At 64.4% G+C, this 16600-nt stretch carries 18 protein-coding genes; 3 read left to right on the plus strand and 15 right to left on the minus strand.

The annotated features are described in order from the left end of the window. Window positions 1-32 precede the first annotated feature (32 nt). Together DOM54_RS07240 and DOM54_RS07245 are read left to right on the plus strand one after the other, a co-directional pair. Window positions 33-521, plus strand: coding sequence for a pyridoxamine 5'-phosphate oxidase family protein (locus tag DOM54_RS07240; protein ID WP_110715673.1), 489 nt, complete (start codon window positions 33-35; stop codon window positions 519-521). A 132-nt stretch (window positions 522-653) separates the two neighbouring features. Next, the gene (locus DOM54_RS07245; RefSeq protein ID WP_110715674.1) at window positions 654-1697 is read left to right on the plus strand and encodes a CNNM domain-containing protein; all 1044 of its coding nucleotides are present in this window, start codon (window positions 654-656) and stop codon (window positions 1695-1697) included. Here DOM54_RS07245 and DOM54_RS07250 read toward each other — a convergent pair. The 6 genes from DOM54_RS07250 to DOM54_RS07275 form a co-directional block, all read right to left on the minus strand. Then, window positions 1668-2864: an alpha-hydroxy acid oxidase gene (locus tag DOM54_RS07250; RefSeq protein ID WP_338067013.1), complete on the minus strand. Its 1197-nt coding sequence runs from the start codon at window positions 2862-2864 to the stop codon at window positions 1668-1670. The genes DOM54_RS07245 and DOM54_RS07250 overlap by 30 nt on opposite strands. After that, window positions 2861-4111, minus strand: coding sequence for a flavin-containing monooxygenase (locus DOM54_RS07255; protein WP_110715675.1), 1251 nt, complete (start codon window positions 4109-4111; stop codon window positions 2861-2863). Before DOM54_RS07255 ends, DOM54_RS07250 begins: the two co-directional genes overlap by 4 nt. 157 nt (window positions 4112-4268) lie before the next feature. Further along, complete coding sequence (locus tag DOM54_RS07260) at window positions 4269-4943, minus strand: DUF1028 domain-containing protein (protein ID WP_110715676.1); 675 nt, start codon at window positions 4941-4943, stop codon at window positions 4269-4271. Window positions 4944-4981: 38 nt separating this feature from the next. Then, complete coding sequence (locus DOM54_RS07265) at window positions 4982-5800, minus strand: ABC transporter permease (RefSeq protein WP_110715677.1); 819 nt, start codon at window positions 5798-5800, stop codon at window positions 4982-4984. Between the two features lies 1 nt (window position 5801). After that, complete coding sequence (locus tag DOM54_RS07270) at window positions 5802-6656, minus strand: ABC transporter permease (protein ID WP_110715678.1); 855 nt, start codon at window positions 6654-6656, stop codon at window positions 5802-5804. A gap of 87 nt (window positions 6657-6743) precedes the next feature. Further along, window positions 6744-7769, minus strand: coding sequence for an ABC transporter substrate-binding protein (locus tag DOM54_RS07275; protein ID WP_110715679.1), 1026 nt, complete (start codon window positions 7767-7769; stop codon window positions 6744-6746). 403 nt (window positions 7770-8172) lie between these two features. Between DOM54_RS07275 and DOM54_RS07280 the strand changes: the two genes are divergently transcribed. Beyond that, entirely contained in the window at window positions 8173-9147 is a 975-nt protein-coding gene (locus tag DOM54_RS07280) for a LysR family transcriptional regulator (RefSeq protein ID WP_110715680.1), read from the plus strand. A gap of 113 nt (window positions 9148-9260) precedes the next feature. On the opposite strand, the gene DOM54_RS07285 is transcribed toward DOM54_RS07280, so the two are convergent. From DOM54_RS07285 to phnC, 9 genes are all read right to left on the minus strand, one after another. Then, window positions 9261-10193 (minus strand): 2-hydroxyacid dehydrogenase, encoded by a 933-nt coding sequence (locus DOM54_RS07285; protein ID WP_110715681.1) that lies wholly within the window; start codon window positions 10191-10193, stop codon window positions 9261-9263. Beyond that, window positions 10190-10636 (minus strand): type II 3-dehydroquinate dehydratase, encoded by a 447-nt coding sequence (locus DOM54_RS07290; RefSeq protein WP_110715682.1) that lies wholly within the window; start codon window positions 10634-10636, stop codon window positions 10190-10192. Before DOM54_RS07290 ends, DOM54_RS07285 begins: the two co-directional genes overlap by 4 nt. 15 nt (window positions 10637-10651) lie before the next feature. After that, window positions 10652-11281 (minus strand): glutathione S-transferase family protein, encoded by a 630-nt coding sequence (locus tag DOM54_RS07295; RefSeq protein ID WP_110715683.1) that lies wholly within the window; start codon window positions 11279-11281, stop codon window positions 10652-10654. Window positions 11282-11308: 27 nt separating this feature from the next. Further along, window positions 11309-12352: an NAD(P)H-quinone oxidoreductase gene (locus DOM54_RS07300; protein ID WP_206019033.1), complete on the minus strand. Its 1044-nt coding sequence runs from the start codon at window positions 12350-12352 to the stop codon at window positions 11309-11311. Window positions 12353-12401: 49 nt separating this feature from the next. Continuing rightward, window positions 12402-13562, minus strand: a complete 1161-nt coding sequence (locus DOM54_RS07305) for an ABC transporter ATP-binding protein (protein WP_206019034.1) — start codon at window positions 13560-13562, stop codon at window positions 12402-12404. A gap of 31 nt (window positions 13563-13593) precedes the next feature. Beyond that, complete coding sequence (locus tag DOM54_RS07310) at window positions 13594-14076, minus strand: RidA family protein (protein ID WP_240613806.1); 483 nt, start codon at window positions 14074-14076, stop codon at window positions 13594-13596. Window positions 14077-14178: 102 nt separating this feature from the next. Further along, window positions 14179-14991 carry a phosphonate ABC transporter, permease protein PhnE gene (gene phnE / locus DOM54_RS07315; RefSeq protein ID WP_110715685.1) on the minus strand — a complete coding sequence of 271 codons (813 nt, stop codon included), beginning with the start codon at window positions 14989-14991 and terminating at the stop codon, window positions 14179-14181. Then, window positions 14988-15806: a phosphonate ABC transporter, permease protein PhnE gene (gene phnE, locus DOM54_RS07320; RefSeq protein WP_110715686.1), complete on the minus strand. Its 819-nt coding sequence runs from the start codon at window positions 15804-15806 to the stop codon at window positions 14988-14990. Before phnE (DOM54_RS07320) ends, phnE (DOM54_RS07315) begins: the two co-directional genes overlap by 4 nt. Continuing rightward, window positions 15803-16600, minus strand: coding sequence for a phosphonate ABC transporter ATP-binding protein (gene phnC / locus DOM54_RS07325; protein ID WP_110715687.1), 798 nt, complete (start codon window positions 16598-16600; stop codon window positions 15803-15805). The genes phnE (DOM54_RS07320) and phnC overlap by 4 nt, the downstream gene beginning before the upstream one ends.

Below are 16600 nucleotides of genomic sequence, written 5' to 3' on the forward strand. Positions count from 1 at the left end.
CCCCGGAAGGGCAACATTAGCAGGAGGCAATAATGTCCAGTCCCGAGCACAAGCAGAAGATCTGGAAGCTGATCGAGAAGATCAAGGTTGGCATGTTGGTCACGCTCGACGATGGCGTGCCACGAGCGCGCCCCATGCACCTGGTGCAGGATGCCTACGACGGCAAGCTCTGGTTCTACACGCGCCGCAGTGCCGAAAAGTCGTTCGAGGCGAAGCAGGATCAGGATGTCTGCATCACGTTCTCGGACCAGGATGACGGCATCTACGTGTCGATGTCTGGCCGGGCACGCCTCAACGACGATCCCGCGCTGGTCGAGAAGTACTGGAATCCGTTCGTGGCCGCGTGGTTCACGGGTGGCAAGGAGGATCCGGACATCACCATGATGGAGATCGACATCGACTTCGGCGAGCACTGGCAGTCGCGGGAGAGCAAGACGTTCCAGCTCTACGAGATCGCCAAGGCCAATGTGAAGAAGGAGCATCAGCCGGATCTCGGCGAGAACGAGAAGTTCGGCCACTGAGCCGCCAGACCCGATCTGGCTCTTGATGCCGCCGACCCCGATGGGATGTCGGCGGTGTTTCTCCGGGAGGCCATTGACAGCCACGTGACAAGTCAGGATAAAGAGTCCTCACAAGTCACATAGCGACCCCCCATGTTTCTGCTGACGGCATTCGTCGTTCTCTCCATCGGTTTTTCCTTCGTCTGTTCGGTGCTGGAAGCCGCGCTGCTCTCGCTCACACCGAGTTATATCGCGCAGCTCAAGGACGACCGTCCCAGGCTTCACGACAAGCTCAACAAGCTCAAGTCGAATATTGATCGACCGCTGGCGGCGATCCTGACCCTCAACACGATCGCGCACACCGTCGGTGCCACGGGTGTCGGCGCGCAGGTGGCCGTCGTGTTCGGCGATGCCCACGTGGCCATTGCCTCGGCCTTGATGACCTTCGGCATCCTGGTGTTTTCGGAGATCATCCCCAAGACCATCGGTGCGACCTACTGGCGCAGCTTGGCGCCTCTGCTGCCGCCGACGCTGCGCTTCATGGTGCTAGTGTTGCTGCCATTCATCTGGCTCTCGGAGATGATCACCAATCGTATCGCCAAGAACGAGGGCGACGTCGACATGCGCGGCGAGATCAAGGCGCTGGCGCGCATCGGACTGGAAGAGAAGGCGCTGGATGCCGACGAGACCCGCACCATCACCAATATCCTCAATCTCCACGAGATTCCGGTGAAGAGCGTGATGACGCCACGGACCGTGTGTGAAACGGTGACGCCCGACATGAGCGTGGCCGAGTTCGACCAGCGCTATGGCAAGACGCAGTTCACGCGTTTCCCGGTGATGGATGGCGGAGAGGATGCCCTGGGCTACGTGCACAAGGCGGATACCTATCACGCCGAGGATGACGAGAGGCTGAAATCGTTGATGCACTCGGTCGCGATCATCGATGAGAACGACAGCGTCGAGCATGTCTTCACCGCCATGCTCAAGGATCACAACCACCTGCGCGTGGTCTACGACGACCATGGCAACTGGGTCGGGCTGATCACCATGGAAGACGTGATCGAGACGATCCTGGGCCAGGACATCATCGACGAGACCGATAACGTGCATAACCTGCGCAAGTACGCCAAGCAGCGCTGGCTGAAGCGCGTGCGTCCGGGACTATCACCACGTTCCGGCGACGGGCCGGAGTAACGGTCGCAGGATATCCCGGTCCACCGCCTGAACGTCCGTGCGCCCGCAGAAAGCCATCGACAGGTCGAGCTCGTCTCTGATGATATCCAGCGCGCGGGTCACGCCAGCCTCGCCGAGGGCGCCGAGCCCGTAGAGCATGGCGCGGCCGATGTAGACGCCTCGCGCGCCGAGCGCCAACGCCCTGAGCGCGTCCTGGCCAGAGCGTATCCCGCTGTCAAAATGAATCTCCGTTGTCGCGCCCACCGCCTCGACGATCTCCGGCAGCGTGGTGATGGACGATGCCGCGCCGTCCAGCTGTCGGCCGCCATGGTTGGAGACGACTACGGCGTCGGCGCCGCTTTCCACCGCCAAATGGGCATCGTCGGGGTGCTGGATGCCCTTGACGATCAGGGGACCGCCCCAGCGCTGCTTGATCCACTCCACGTCCGCCCAAGACAGGGTGGGGTCGAACTGCTCCTGCGTCCAAGCCACCAATGATCGAATGTCGTCGACGCCGCGGGCGTGGCCGACGATATTGCCGAATTGACGGTGTCGCGTGCCGAGCATGCCCAAGCACCAGCGCGGTTTGCAAGCGAGGTCGAGAAGGTGTTTCGGCGTGAGTCTTGGCGGCACCGAAAGCCCGTTCTTGCGGTCCTTGTGTCGTTGACCGAAGACCTGAAGATCCATGGTGACCATTAACGCCGAACAGCGAGCAGCGCGGGCGCGCTCGATCAGGTCCTCGCTGAATCGACGGTCGCGCGTGACGTAGAGCTGAAACCAGAACGGATGGTGTCCGGTAGCGTTGGCCACCGCCTCGATCGAGCAGATACTCATCGTTGACAGCGTGAACGGGATGCCAGCGCGTTTTGCCGCCTGCGCCGCCAGGATCTCACCATCGGCATACTGCATTCCCGTCAGTCCGGTGGGGGCGATGGCCACCGGCATGGAGACGGATTGCCCCGCCATCGTGGAGTCCAAACTGCGGTGGGTGATGTCGCAGGCCACGCGCTGACGGAACTCGAGTCGCTGCAGATCGCACTCGTTGGCGCGATAGGTTGACTCGGTCCACGAGCCGCCATCGACGTAGTCGTAGAACATCCGCGGCACGCGTTTGCGTGCCAGACGGCGCAGATCTTCGATGCAGGTGACGTGGCTCATGACGACGTGGCGCTCACGTGGATCGCTCAAGCGCGTTCGTAAGCCATGTAGGCATTCTGCAGCGCGATGTGGTCGGCCACGTACTTGGCGTCGTGCCAGACCCCGTAGATGAACGACGAGGCCCGATTGACCAGATTGGGCAGGCCCAGAAAATAGATACCGCTCTCGGCGGAGATGCCACGCTTGTGGAACGGCAATCCCGCGTCGTCGAAGGCGTTGACTTGCAGCCAGCTGAAGTCGAATTGAAAGCCGGTCGCCCACAGCACGGTGGTAATGCCTTCGGCTTTCAGGTCGATTTCGAGGATCGGGGAGGTGAGGCAGTCGGGGTCGGGCAGGAGCTCCCAGGCTTCCGGCTCCGGCGGGAAATCCAGACCATTCTGCGCGATATACGCATCGGCTTCGCGCAGCACGTCGAAGTAGGCCTGGTCGCCCTGGGCGATGTTCTCCGCCAGTCCCTCGTCGAAGCGCAAGCGTCCCGCCTCCCAGGCACGGGTCAGGCCTACCAGCGTGATGCCGGCGTGGGCGAGCCGGCGGAAGTCCACGGTCCGGCCGCCTTCGTAGCCGCTGACCGCGAAGGCGACATGCGCTTTTTTCGGGCGGATACGTACTTCGTCCCACAGACCCAGGGCACCCAGCCACCAACAGTAGTCGCGCCCGCGATACGCGCGCGGTGGCCGATAATGCTCGCCCACCGACAGATAGACCCGCCGACCCGCCTGGCGCAACTCCTCGGCGATCTGTGAACCGGACGCGCCCGCGCCGACGACCAGCACGCCGCCATCGGGTAGCTGCTCGGGGTTCTTGTACGCCGAGGAGTGCAACTGCTGCACGTCGGCCGTTGCTGGAATGATGCGAGGGAAGGTCGGCTTCTGGAAGGGGCCGGTCGCCGCGACCACGTTGTCCGCCTCGTACTCGCCCTCGGAGGTCTCGACCCGGAACCCGCGTCGCCCTGTCAGGCGCTCCACCCGTTGCACCTCGATCCCGGTGCGAACCGGGGCCTTCAGCATCTCCGCGTAGGTTTCGAAATAGTCGGCCATGCGCTCCTTCGGCGGGAAGGCGTCGGGTGAAACGCCCTCGAACGCGAGCGTCGGAAAACGGTCGTGCCAGGCGGGCCCGTTGGCCACCAGGGAGTCCCAGCGCTCGGAACGCCAGCGCTCGGCGATGCGGGCGCGCTCTAGCACGATATGGGGAATGTTCATGAGCGATAGGTGCTCGCTCATGGCGATGCCTGCCTGGCCGGCACCGACCACCAGCGTGTTGATTCTCTCGACTGTCATGCAAGTTTCCTGAAGGGCTTGAAGCCCCCGTTGTGACGCGTGGAACGTATGCGGCATGTGGATGGGGTGCAGCACGTGACCCCGGCGTGCCGTGTGGATCGGGTATGGCGACGGCCAACGCTCGCATGGGCCATGTCGATCGGCGCCAACCGCTGTCTCATTCGTTGCCCGGGACGCCGTAGCTGGGCGCCTGGGTCGGGTCGAATGCGCGGGTGAGGTAGTCCTGCATCTGAGGCCGATAGGCGGCCCAGAGCGTGGCCAACTGCTCGATTGGCGCCTCGTCCGCCCAGTCCACGCGCAAATCGACGATCGGCCAACTCGGCTCCCCGACCACCAGCAGCGCCGCCGAATGTACCGGCCCGGCTTCACCCCCGGCAGTCATTGCCGCCTGCATCGCCGCGATCAAGCGGTCGGCCAGCGGGCCCCGGTGGGTCTCGAACGCTCGCACCAGTACCTCGACCACGTCACGGCTGGCCAACAGATTGCCGGCACCGACGCACTGCTCGCCTGCGACGGCGTGGTGGCAGCCCAGCGTCTCGTCGCCGCTGAAGTGGGCGGTGCGACCTTGTGCGTCGAGCACCGCCAATTGCCGATATTGGCAATGGGCATCGGTAGCCAGCGCCGCGTCCCGTGCCTGCGCCGGGGATGCGCCCTTGGCCAGACGCGCCAGCACTCGCTCGCCGAGTGCGGGTAGTGTCACGTTCTGGGTGGATACCGCCCCGATACCGGGACGCAGCCAGGGACACCGGGCCCCCACGGCGATACTCGAGGAACTGATGGCGATCCCCATCTGTCCGGTCTCGGCGCAACGCCCCGTGATGGAAAAGGTCATGCGTCGTCTCTCCTGGGTGAGGTCACGCGAGCGCGCATTCAGCGCGGTGCGTCGACGTTGAGAATCCGGCCCAGCCCGAGAAAACGGTTGGCCAGGGTGAGCAGGGTGGCCGTGATCACGATGTAGATCACCGACAGCGCGGCCAGCGTCGGGTCAGCGAACTCGCGAACATAGTTGTACATCGCCACCGGCAGCGTCTGGGTGCGTTGGGTCGTGATGAACAGTGATGCGGTGAATTCGTTGAACGAGAGAATCGCGGCGAACAGCCATCCGCCGAACAGGCCTGGCAGCATCAGCGGAACCGTGATGGTCCACACCACCCGCAGTGGCGAGGCACCGAGGCTGGCCGCCGCCATCTCGACCCGCTGGCCCAGGTTCTGAAGCGAAACGTACAGACTGCGCAGCACGAACGGCAGCACGAGCACGACATGGCAGAAGATCACCAGCGCGTAGCCGCGTCCCAGATTCAGCTGTGCCACCAGCATCAGCAGGCCGAGACCGATAGTGAAATGCGGGATGAATAGCGGCGACAGCAGGATGCCCTCGAGCACGGCCTTGAAGCGGAATGTGTAGCGGTGGATGACGATTGCCAGGGTCGTGCCGATGACCACGGCGAGCGTGGAGGCCCAGGCGGTGACGATCAGCCCCGAGTAGAAACCGCTTCTGAAGTCGTCGTAGCTCACGGCGCGTTCGAACCAGCGCAGCGACCAGCCCTTGGGCGGGAAGAAGAGCACCGAGGTGCTGCTGAACGAGGAGATGACTACCACCACCGTTGGCAGCAGCACGAAGAGCAGGATCAGGGCCACCAGGAGGCGTCCGGCGTAGCCCAGCCATCGATCACGGGTCGAGCGAGTCATTTCAGTGGATCCCTACGTTCTGCAGCGGTCGGGTCATACGCTTGAGCGCGGCCAGCAGCACTACCGTCATCGCTAGGCCGGCTATGCTCAGGGCGGCAGCGAAGGGGAAGTTCAGCGACGAAAAGCCCAACTGGTAGACCAGCGTGGCGACGGTGCTCACGCGTCCGCCACCGATCAGCTGCGGTGTGGCGAAGGCGCTGAACGTCCAGGCGAAGGCGGTCGTCACGCTGGCGACGATACCCGGCAGCGACAGCGGCAGCGTGATGGTCAGGAAGGCCCTGAAGGGGCTCGCGCCCAGACTGGTGGCGGCCTTTTCGTAGGCGATGTCGATGTGCGACAGGCCGGTCGCCAGCATGAGTACCATGATCGGCATGGTGACGTGGACCAGCGCCAGCACCACGCCGGTGTCGGTGAACATCAGTTGCAGCGGTTTGTCGATCAGCCCGATGGCCAGCAGCAGGCTGTTGAGGAAGCCGCTGTTGCCAAGCACGATGATCCACGAGTACGTCCGCACCACCTCGCCGAGGAACAGCGGCGTGATGGCGATGATCAGGATGCACGACTTCAACCATGCGGTGCGTGTGCGTACCAGCGTATAGGCCAGTGGATAGCTCAGCAGCAGCCCGAACAGCGCGGTCTTGAAGCTCAACCACACGGTATTGAGAAAGGCGCGTGCGTAGAGGCCCTTCAACAGGTCCTGAAAGTTGTCGAGCGTGAAGCCGCCCACGTCCAGCGAGCCTGGAATGTACGCGCGCACGCTGTACTGAAGCACGGTCAGCATGGCGATCGTCAGGCCGAGTGCGGTGAGTATCGCCGGCAGCAGGAACCAACCGACGAAGGCAGGTTTACGAGTCATGGGGCTTTCCATCGAGCGCGGTCTGGAGAAACGACCACCGGGGGAGAGCCTCGGCGGTCGGGTCTTGAGCCTTCGGAGTCGCCATGATCAATGCGTCATGATGTTTTCCGAGAACCACTTGCGCCACTCGGCGGTCATCTCGGCCCGCAGCTTGGGATCGGTGTCCAGCGTGGCGTCCCACTGCTCGGCCGTCGTCAGCATGCCCGGCAGTTTGGCGATTTCCGGGTCGACCGTCGCATTGGTCACGACCGGACTGCCGTTGTTGATCTCGGCGATTTTCGCCTGGACGTCCGGCGACAGTGCGATGTTCATGAACTGGTAGGCCAGATCGGCGTGTTCGCTGCCCTTGTTGATGCCCATGGCATCGATGCCAAGCACGGCGCCTTCCTTTGGCATCGCCAGTTCGATGTCCACGCCTTCGTCCATCATGTGGTAGGCGTTCATCGACAGCAGCAGCTGTACCGGCGTCTCCCCGGTGGCGATCAACTGCTGGCTGTTGGCGTCGTTGGTATAGAACGCCTTGATATTGGGAATGAGCGCCTTGAGCTTGTCCTGGCCGGCCTCCCAGTGTTCGGCGTCGGCACCTTCGAGCTTGGCGGCCACAGCGATGATATGGCTCGGGTCCCAGTCGGGTAGTGCGATGGTGCCCTCGAGCTCGGGATTCCACAGGTCTTCCCAGCTGTCGAAGGTGATGTCGTCCGGCACCAGGTCCGGGCGATAGCCGATGGTGTAGACGTAGCCCCACACGCCGATGTGATTCGGGCTCAGCTTGGCCTGGTGCACGAGATTCTTGGCATTGGGGATCTTGCTCATGTCCAGGTCCTCGAGCAGGCCGTCGTTGGCGTAGAGCCAACCCACGTGGGACGTGGTAAAGGTGATATCGGTTTCGGCACTGCCAGCCAGCTTGGCCTTGTTGAGACGGTCGATGGTGCCGCCGGTCACGTATTCGACCTCGACGCCGGTCTGTCGGGTGAACTCCTGGCCGATGGCCTCGTCGATGAGATCGCGGAAACTGCCGCCCCAGGTGCTGACGATCAACTTGTCGGCAGCGTTCGCACTTGAGATGCCCATCAGGGTGGCACTCAGCAGGGTCAGAGCGATGGCTTTATGCATTGTTTTAGCTCTCGTTCGATGGTCGAAAGGCGTGGTTTCGGGCAGCTCGTGATGCCGTCGTATCGCGTGAACGTCGACGGCATGCGACGCGGTCACTTGAGGCATGGCGATCAGCCGTTCACCGTTCGAGGCCATCATGGCCTCGCGCGGCGGGATCGGTAAAACAGCCTTTGCCGTTGCCTTGCGTAGGAATTTCCGATGCAGCATGGCGCGGGGCGGCGCCAGGCTTGTGGGCATCGCCGGCGCCTGTGCAGGCACTGACGCGTCGAGACACGCTGTCGTATGATCGAGGCCGAGAGGCGGGGCGCTCGTGGTTACACGCCGCGGCCACCGCTGCATGCGCCGTCTTGCGAACTCGCCATCGTCGCTTCGAAAAGCGCTATCTTCGTATCGAGAACCCGCCATGCTCAGTCGAATCACACAACGCCAACTCGAATACTTTGTCGCCTCCGGCGAGGCAGGCAGTCTGCATGGCGCGTCCGAGCGCCTGCATGTCTCCTCGCCCTCGATCTCGGCCGCGATCAGCCATATCGAGTCCGAGCTGGGTGTTCAGCTCTTCGTGCGGCATCACGCCCAGGGGGTCTCGCTCACGGCGATTGGCCGCGAGGTGATGAAAGAGGCGAAGCTGATCCTCGACCAAGTGAGCAACCTCTACACCATCGCCTCGGAGTCGCTGAACACCATTCGGGGGCCCCTGCGTGTCGGCTGCTTCGGATCGCTGGCACCGATGATCACGCCCGAGCTGGTGTTCGGTTTCGGGCGGGCGTTTCCAGGGGTTCGCATCAGTCAGTTCGAGGGCGACTACGAGCAGCTATTGGCCAAGCTGCGAAGCGCCGAGATCGACATCGCCCTGACCTACGATCTGGTATCGAACGACGATATCGATTTCCAGCCGCTGGCCCGGCTGCCGCCCTACGTGATGGTGGGAGAACATCACCCGTTCGCGAATCTGTCGGCGGTGACGATGGACGATCTGGAAACCCACCCCATGGTCCTGCTGGACATGCCGTGGAGCCGGGAATACTTCCTCAGTCTGTTCCTGCCTGCCGGGGTCACGCCGAACGTCGTGATGCGGTCGAGCAATCTCGAGGTGGTTCGGGCGATGGTCGCCAACGGCGTCGGCTACAGCATCGCCAACGTGCGCCCCAAGGCCAACCTGTCACTGGACGGCAAGCGTCTGATTCGCGTGAGGCTGGCAGGCGAGCACCGGCCCATGCAGTTGGGCTATGCCGTCGCCAGGAACGGGCAGCTGTCGCGCGTGGTCAGCGCCTTCGCCGAGCGCTGCCGGATGTTCGTGTCCGATCAGTACATTCCCGGTATGGCGGCGCCGAGCTTCTTCGACCCGCATTCGGTCCGTGCGATCGAGGATGTGGGCTGAGGGCGCCGGCGACAGCGAACACTGGGACTGACATCGGGGATCGAGAGTGGCGCGGGCTCGGGACGGTTTCCCTGGATCGTGGGACAGTCGTCGTAAATCCAGTAACCGTGGATCTAGTAGCCGCGAGCCGGACTCACCTGATGCCGCACCGTTTCGCCGCGCTCGAGACGGCCGATATTGTCGGCGATTTGGCGCGCCGCGGACTCGGGAATGGCCACCGAGGCGAGGTGCGGCGTGATCAGTACGTTGTCCAATTGCCACAAGGGATCTTCCGGCGGCAGCGGCTCACGGTCGAACACGTCCAGCGTGGCCTCGGCAATACGCCGGCTGGCCAGGGCCTCGGTCAGCGCCCGCTGGTCGACGATCGCGCCTCGGGAGACGTTGATGAAGCAGGCCCCCGGTGGCAGTAGCGCCAGGCGCTCGGCATTCAGAAGCCCACGAGTCTCGGGCGTCAGCGGCAGCATCGTGACCAGGATATCGCTCGCGGCGATAAAGTCGTCGAGCCGTGGCATGCCGTCGACGCAGGTCACACCTTCCAGCCGTTTGGGCGAGCGCGACCAGCCGCGGACATCGAAGCCCTGACGGACCAGCTCCCGCGCGGCGCAGGCGCCCAGCTCGCCGAGTCCCAGCACGCCGACGCGGATACTCCCCGGTAGCCGGGGGTGGAGATAGTGCCAGCGTTGCTCGCGCTGGGCGCGTTCGAAGGCGGGGATGTCGCGGGCGTAGCGGAGGACGGCGAAGAGCACGTAGCTTGCCATCATCCGCCCCATGTCGGGGTCGGAGACGCGGGTGATCGGAATGGCCGGCAGGTCGTCGCGACCGACCAGCGAGTCGACGCCGGCGCCCAGGTTCACCAGCAGCTTCAGATTACGGTAGCGGGCGAAGAAACCCTCAGGCGGTTTCCAGGCCAGCGCATAGAGCACGCTGTCCGCATCGTCGACATCCGCCGCCTGACGGATTCGTACCTGTGGCAGCAGCGGCGAGAGCAGATCGCGCCACGCCTCGAAGCTGTCGAACTGACTGTAGAACACCAGCGTCGGCGTCATGCCCGGTCCTCCAGCAGCTCCGCCACGGCCGACAGCGCCAGGCGATAGCCGGTGGCGCCCAGGCCCGCGACGACACCGGTCGCTGCCTTCGACACGTAGGAGTGGTGGCGGAAGCTTTCGCGCTGCCAGATATTGCTCATGTGGACTTCGATGATCGGGCCGTCGAAGGCGAGCAGCGCGTCGAGAATCGGTACCGAACTGTAGGTGAGTCCCGCGGCGTTGATGATAAGGGCATCGGCGCTCTGACGCGCTTCCTGAATCCAGTCCACCAGCACGCCCTCGTGGTTGCTCTGGCGGAACTCGAGCGTCAGTTCGAGCGCGCCGGCGTGGCGCTGGCAACCCTGCTCTATGCTGGCGAAGCTCTCGCTGCCGTAGGTGCCATGCTTGTCGAGGCCATAGAGATTGGCATTGGGACCGTTGAGAAAGTAGACGCGATGGGACATGAGGGCTCCGGAATCTCAGGGCGAGGGCTGCGTGGCGCGCAGGGCCGGGTGCTGGCTCAAGCGCTCGAACCAGGCCGCGGCGCGGGGATGGTCGCGTCGCCAGTCGAGATCGGCGAAGCGGAAGTCGAGATAGCCCAGGGCGCACCCGATGGCGATCACGCCGATGTCATCTGGCTGGTCGCTGAGGGTGGGTGACTGCGCATCGATCTCGGCCAGTGCGGCACGAACCTTGGTCAACTGTGCCTCGGCCCAGGGCGGCCACTGAGCCGTTGCCGGGCGGGCCGTGAATTCGTAGCGCGCCAGCAACGCGGCATCGATCAGGCCATCTCCCAACGCCTGGCGCGTCAGGCTGATCCAGCGTGCATCGCCCTCAGTGGGGAACAGCGAGCCGCCGGCGACGGTGTTCAGGTATTCGCAGATGACGCGGCTGTCGTAGAGCGATATGCCCCCGGGTGTGCGCAGCGCCGGCACCTTGGCCAGCGGATTGAACGTGGCGATGCGCTCGTCGCGCTTCACCGGATGGGCGGCGGAATCGAGTCGCTCGATGCGATCGGCCAGACCCAGAACCTGGGCACTGATCATGACCTTGCGCACGAAGGCGGAAGTCGAGGCGTAGTACAACAGGAAACGAGTCGAATCGCCCATGGGGGCTCCTTGTTCTTGTCGGGCGCCTCAATCAGCACCGGGGACCAGCAGCACCTTGCCGATATTCTCGTTGGCTTCGAGGCAGCGATGAGCCTCGGCGGCTCGCGAGAGCGGTAGCGCGGCGTGAATCCATGGACGCACGTCGCCCGAGGCTAGCCACGGCAGCAGATGCTGGCGGATGGCCGCGGCCAGGCGTGCCTTCTCCTCGTGGCTCTTGGGGCGCAACGTCGAGGAGGTCAGGTTCAGGCCCTTGCGCATCAGCACCGACAGATCCAGCTCAATGTGCTGGCCCTGCATGAACGACAGGCTGACGTGGCGCCCGCCTGGGGCCATGGCCGCCAGATTCCTGGCCACGTAGGGTCCGCCGACGTTGTCCAGCACCACGTCGACGCCGCGGCCTTCGGTCATGTCAGCGATGACATCGACGAAATCTTCCTCGTGGCGATCCACGGCGCGCCAGACGCCGAGCTTTTGCAACGCGGCGATCTTGACTGCGCCACCTGCGGTCGCGATCACGCGGGCGCCGGCGGCATGAGCGCACTGCACGGCGAAGGTTCCCACGCCGCTGGCGGCGCCGTGAATCAGAACGGTCTCGCCCGCCGTCAGCCGCCCGCGCTCGAACAGGTTGTGCCACACGGTGAAGGCCGCTTCGGGAACGCCCGCGGCGTCCTCCAGCGAGAGGCCGGCGGGCACGGGCAGGCAGTGAGCGGCGACGGCCATGCAGTATTCGGCGTATCCGCCGCCGCCGAGCAGTGCCATTACGCGTTCGCCGACACTGATGTCGGTCACGCCGTCACCCACGGCAACGACGGTGCCGGCGGCTTCCAGACCCAGCACGTCGGTGGTGCCTGGCGGTAGCGGCGCACCGCTGCGCTGCATCAGGTCCGGGCGGTTCACGCCGGCCGCCGCGACACGAACGAGGACTTCGCCTCGGCCCACGGCGGGTAGCGCGCGCTTTACACAGGTGAGAACGTCGGGGGCGCCGGGTTGACGGGCGATCACGGCCAGCATGGTATCGGGCAAGGGCAAGGGCAAGGGCAAGGGCAAGGGCAAGGGCAAGGGCAAGGGCATGGCGGGGCGCTCCTGTTCAGCGCTTATCGTATTGAGAATGGCGTGTCGATCAAGCAGACGTTGCGTCGGCGGCGAAGGCACAGATGCCGTCGTCTTCGAAGGCCAGACCGGCGACCGCGCCCACGGGCCAGCGAGTCAGGGATTCGACCCCCGAGCGGCGCACGAACAGCCGCGCCTGATCCAGCGACGGCACGTCCAGATGAACGTCGACGTGATCGCCCTGGAACACGTGATTGACCACCGTGCCGGTCAGTAGCGTGTCGCCGTCCAGTGGCACCAGATGAATGTTTTCGGGACGCGCGTAGACCGCCAGACGGGCGCCCACCGAGGCATGAATGCGATCGACGGGCAGGCGCAGCGTGGCGTCGCCCAGCTCGATGTTGGCGGCGTCGTCACGGCTCAGATAGCGCCCCGGGAGCACGTTGGCATCACCGACGAAACCAGCCACGAACGGGTCTTCCGGGGAGCGATAGATGGCATCCGGCGTGCCGATCTGGCGCACGTGCCCGGCGGACATCACCACCACGCGGTCGCTCATGCTCAACGCTTCGCCCTGGTCGTGGGTGACGAAGACCGTGGTTACGCCCAGCTTGCGCTGAATCTCCTTCAACTCGAGTTGCATCGACAGGCGCAGGTTCTTATCCAGCGCCGAGAAGGGTTCGTCGAGCAGCAGCACCTTGGGCCGAATCACCAGGGCACGGGCGAGGGCGACTCGCTGCTGTTGACCGCCGGAGAGCTCGCGCGGCATACGCTCGCCGAAGCCCTCAAGCTTTACCAGCGCCAGCGCCTGGGCGACCCGTTCATCGATCTCTGCCTTCGGCGTGCCGCGCATGCGCAGCCCATAGCCGACATTCTTGACCACACTCATGTGAGGGAAGAGCGCGTAGTTCTGGAACACGATGCCGATTTCCCGCTGGTAGGGCGGGGTCTCGGTAACCAATTGGCCATCAATGAAGATCTCGCCGTTGTCGGCTTCGAGAAAGCCGGCCATGAGGTTCAAGAGCGTCGTCTTGCCGCAGCCCGATGGGCCGAGAAGCGTGACGAATTCACCCTCGCGGATCTTCAGCGAGATCTTCTGCAGCGCGATCGCATCACCGAAGCGTTTGAGAATGCCGTCGAGTTGCACCGCGACACGCTCGGGCATGGTGGCTGGCGAGCCGACGGCGGACGCCGGGGCGGCGGAAGGTGGACTCAGGGATACGGTCGCCACGGGCAGCTCCGATTGTTGGAAAGTTGGAGGGTCAGGGTGCTGGAGTGTCAGAGGAAACGGTGTCATCGGGGATGACGGCGATGACGTCGATCTCCATCAGCCACTGCGGCTGTCCCAGTGCCGAGACCACGAGCCCGGTGGAGATCGGATAGACACCCTTCAGCCATTTGCCGACCTCCTGGTAGACCGGTTCGCGGTAGCGTGGATCGATAAGGTAGGTGGTCGTCTTGACGATGTGCGAAAGGTCCGAGCCGGCCTCCTCCAGTAACTGCTTGACGTTCTTCATCGCCTGCTCTGCCTGGGCCCTAGGGTCGCCCAGGCCGACGAGGATGCCGTCGAAGTCGGTGCCGACCTGACCGCGAACGTAGATCGTATTGCCCGCCCGTACGGCCTGGCACAGGTCGTTGTCCAGCGACTGATTGGGATAAGTCTCTTTGGTGTTGAACATGCGAATGCGGGTATGGGTGGGCATGCCGGGCGACTCTCGAGGATCGGGATGGATCAAGCTTTGCATCCCGGCCGCCACGGCGAAACCAGCATTTACATAGGGTCATGCTTAGGAAAAGCCGAAGCGACCTTCCCCGGCGCGTGAACGCCGGGAAAAGCAGGTCCCGGATCAGATGACCTTCTTGCGCAGCCAGGCGGCCAACGCTTCGCCCAGGATGACCAGGGCGATGATCGCCAACAGGATGGTGGCGACGGTCTGCCACGCCAGCGTGTCGATGGCGCCCTGCAGGATCACGCCGATGCCGCCGGCGCCGACCAGGCCGAGTACGGTCGATTCGCGCAGGTTGATGTCCCAGCGCAGGATGCCGACCGCGAAGAATGTCGGCATGACCTGCGGCACGATCGCGTAGAGCACCACCCTGGCCCGCGAGGCGCCGGTCGCTTCCAGCGCCTCCACCTGACGGCGGTCGATCTCCTCGATTGCCTCGCCCAGCAGCTTGCCGAGAAAGCCGATCGACCGGAACATGATCGCGATGATCCCCGCCAGCACGCCGGGGCCGAAGATCGCCACGAACAGCAGGGCCCAGATCAGCGTATTGACCGACCGGCTCGAGACCAGGATGAAACGCCCCAGCCATAGCGTGAAGCGGTTGGGGGTCGTGTTCTGGGCCGCGATGTAGGCGATCGGCAGCGACAGGAAGACGGCCACGAACGTGGCGATGGTGGCGATGTTGAGCGTCTCGACCAGTGCCCACAGGATCGCCTGCAGGTTGCTGACGTCCGGCGGCACCATGCGCCCGAACAGGTCGCCGACCTGGGCCGGGGCGTCCCACACCCAGGGCCAGATGATGTCGATGCTCTCCACTGCCCACACCACCGCCGCCGCCACGACCAGCAGCGTCAGGAAGCGCTTCCAGCGCTCACGCGGGGTATAGCGCGCCCAACTGCGCTCGGCAACGCTTGGTGTCGTTGGCAGCGTCATCCGATGTTCCTCCTGATCCGACCGCTGATCGCTTCGCTGACCAGAATCACGCCGATGATCACCAGCGTGATCGCCAGGGCGAAGTCGTAGTCGTAGCGGCCGAAAGCGTTCATCAGCGTCGAGCCGATGCCGCCGGCGCCGACGATGCCGACCACCGCCGATGCCCGCAGATTGCTGTCCAACTGATAGATGCCGAGGCCGATCTGGCGCGGCATGATCTGCGGCAGCACCGCGAACTGCAGCACGCTGATATAGCGGGTGCCGCTGGCGCGTAGCGCCTCCACCTGACCCCAGTCGATCTCCTCGATACGCTCGGCCAGCATCTTGGCGACGAAACCGATCGAGTAGAGCGTCAGCGTCAGGATGCCGGCCACCGGACCGAATCCCACCGCCTTGACGAACAGGATCGCCACGATCACCGGATGGAAGCTGCGCGCCAGGATGATGATGGCCCGGCCGATCACGTAGATCGGCCGGGCGGCGATGTTGCGGGCCGCCATGAACGCGATGGGAATGCTCAGCGCGAGACCCAGCAGTGTCGCCAGAATGGCGATCTGCAGGCTTTCGAGGAAGCCGTCGATGAGCAGCTCATAGCGGTCGAAGTTAGGCGGGAAGGCGCCGGAGAAAATCCGCGCGGCGCGGGTCATGCCCTGGCTGATGCGGTCGAGATCGAACGGCAGGATCGAGATCGCCCAGATGGCGTAGATCACGACGCCCACGACCAGCCCCCAGCGCAGCATCGGGTTGGCGATGAACGGTGGCTTGCGCCAGTGTCGCCGTGACGACGGGACCGTCTGATCGGTACTCGAGCTCATGATGCCACCGCCGGGGACTGGGCCGATGCGCGCTCGGCCTGCTGGCGTGACTCGCCGGGCGTGCCGCTGTAGACGGCATCCATCGCCTCCTGATCCAGGTCGGCGGGAACGCCGTCGAAGATCAGCTTGCCGAATCGCATGCCGACGATGCGCTGGGTGTATTCACGCGCTTCGGCCACGTTGTGGATGTTGATCAGTACCGGCAGCGACAGCTCCTGGGAGAGCGTCTGCAGCAGCTCCATGATCTGGCGCGAACTCACCGGATCCAGCGAGGCCGTGGGCTCGTCGGCGAGCAGAATTTCCGGTTGCTGCATCAACGCCCGAACCACGCCGACACGCTGACGTTCGCCACCGGAGAGTGCATCGGCGCGTTTGTTGGCGTAATGCGCGATGCCGACGCGCTCCATCAGGTGGTAGGCGCGCTCGATGTCTTCCGCCGGGTACTTGCGCAGTGCCGCCCGCCAGTAGGGGATATAACCCAGCCTTCCGCACTGGACGTTCTCCATCACCGTCAGGCGATCCACCAGGTTGAAGCCCTGGAAGATCATCCCGATGCGCCGGCGCGCCTTGCGCAGCTCTTCACGCTTGAGATGCGTCAACTCCAGGCCGTTGAGCTCGATGCTGCCTTGCGTGGGCTCCACCAGCCGGTTGATGCAGCGCAGCAGGGTGCTCTTGCCGGCCCCCGAAGCGCCGATGATCGACACCACCGATTCACCGGGAACGTCGAGATCGAGCCCGCGCAGCACCGGCTCGCCATGGCCGTACCGTTTGATCAGATTCTGAATGCGCAGCAT

This window comes from Salinicola acroporae, assembly GCF_003206615.1.
GTDB classification, from domain to species: Bacteria; Pseudomonadota; Gammaproteobacteria; order Pseudomonadales; family Halomonadaceae; genus Salinicola; species Salinicola acroporae.

Excerpts from the sequence above, each read along its gene's own strand:
- phnE (WP_110715685.1), bottom strand. The coding sequence starts at position 14,991 with ATGACGCTGCCAACGACACCAAGCGTTGCCGAGCGCAGTTGGGCGCGC.
- DOM54_RS07295 (WP_110715683.1), bottom strand. The coding sequence starts at position 11,281 with ATGGGCGATTCGACTCGTTTCCTGTTGTACTACGCCTCGACTTCCGCC.
- DOM54_RS07265 (WP_110715677.1), bottom strand. The coding sequence starts at position 5,800 with ATGACTCGCTCGACCCGTGATCGATGGCTGGGCTACGCCGGACGCCTC.
- DOM54_RS07270 (WP_110715678.1), bottom strand. The coding sequence starts at position 6,656 with ATGACTCGTAAACCTGCCTTCGTCGGTTGGTTCCTGCTGCCGGCGATA.
- phnE (WP_110715686.1), bottom strand. The coding sequence starts at position 15,806 with ATGAGCTCGAGTACCGATCAGACGGTCCCGTCGTCACGGCGACACTGG.
- DOM54_RS07310 (WP_240613806.1), bottom strand. The coding sequence starts at position 14,076 with ATGCAAAGCTTGATCCATCCCGATCCTCGAGAGTCGCCCGGCATGCCC.
- DOM54_RS07280 (WP_110715680.1), top strand. The coding sequence starts at position 8,173 with ATGCTCAGTCGAATCACACAACGCCAACTCGAATACTTTGTCGCCTCC.
- DOM54_RS07290 (WP_110715682.1), bottom strand. The coding sequence starts at position 10,636 with ATGTCCCATCGCGTCTACTTTCTCAACGGTCCCAATGCCAATCTCTAT.
- phnC (WP_110715687.1), bottom strand. The coding sequence starts at position 16,600 with ATGCTGCGCATTCAGAATCTGATCAAACGGTACGGCCATGGCGAGCCG.
- DOM54_RS07245 (WP_110715674.1), top strand. The coding sequence starts at position 654 with ATGTTTCTGCTGACGGCATTCGTCGTTCTCTCCATCGGTTTTTCCTTC.
- DOM54_RS07255 (WP_110715675.1), bottom strand. The coding sequence starts at position 4,111 with ATGACAGTCGAGAGAATCAACACGCTGGTGGTCGGTGCCGGCCAGGCA.
- DOM54_RS07300 (WP_206019033.1), bottom strand. The coding sequence starts at position 12,352 with ATGCCCTTGCCCTTGCCCTTGCCCTTGCCCTTGCCCTTGCCCTTGCCC.
- DOM54_RS07275 (WP_110715679.1), bottom strand. The coding sequence starts at position 7,769 with ATGCATAAAGCCATCGCTCTGACCCTGCTGAGTGCCACCCTGATGGGC.
- DOM54_RS07260 (WP_110715676.1), bottom strand. The coding sequence starts at position 4,943 with ATGACCTTTTCCATCACGGGGCGTTGCGCCGAGACCGGACAGATGGGG.
- DOM54_RS07285 (WP_110715681.1), bottom strand. The coding sequence starts at position 10,193 with ATGACGCCGACGCTGGTGTTCTACAGTCAGTTCGACAGCTTCGAGGCG.
- DOM54_RS07240 (WP_110715673.1), top strand. The coding sequence starts at position 33 with ATGTCCAGTCCCGAGCACAAGCAGAAGATCTGGAAGCTGATCGAGAAG.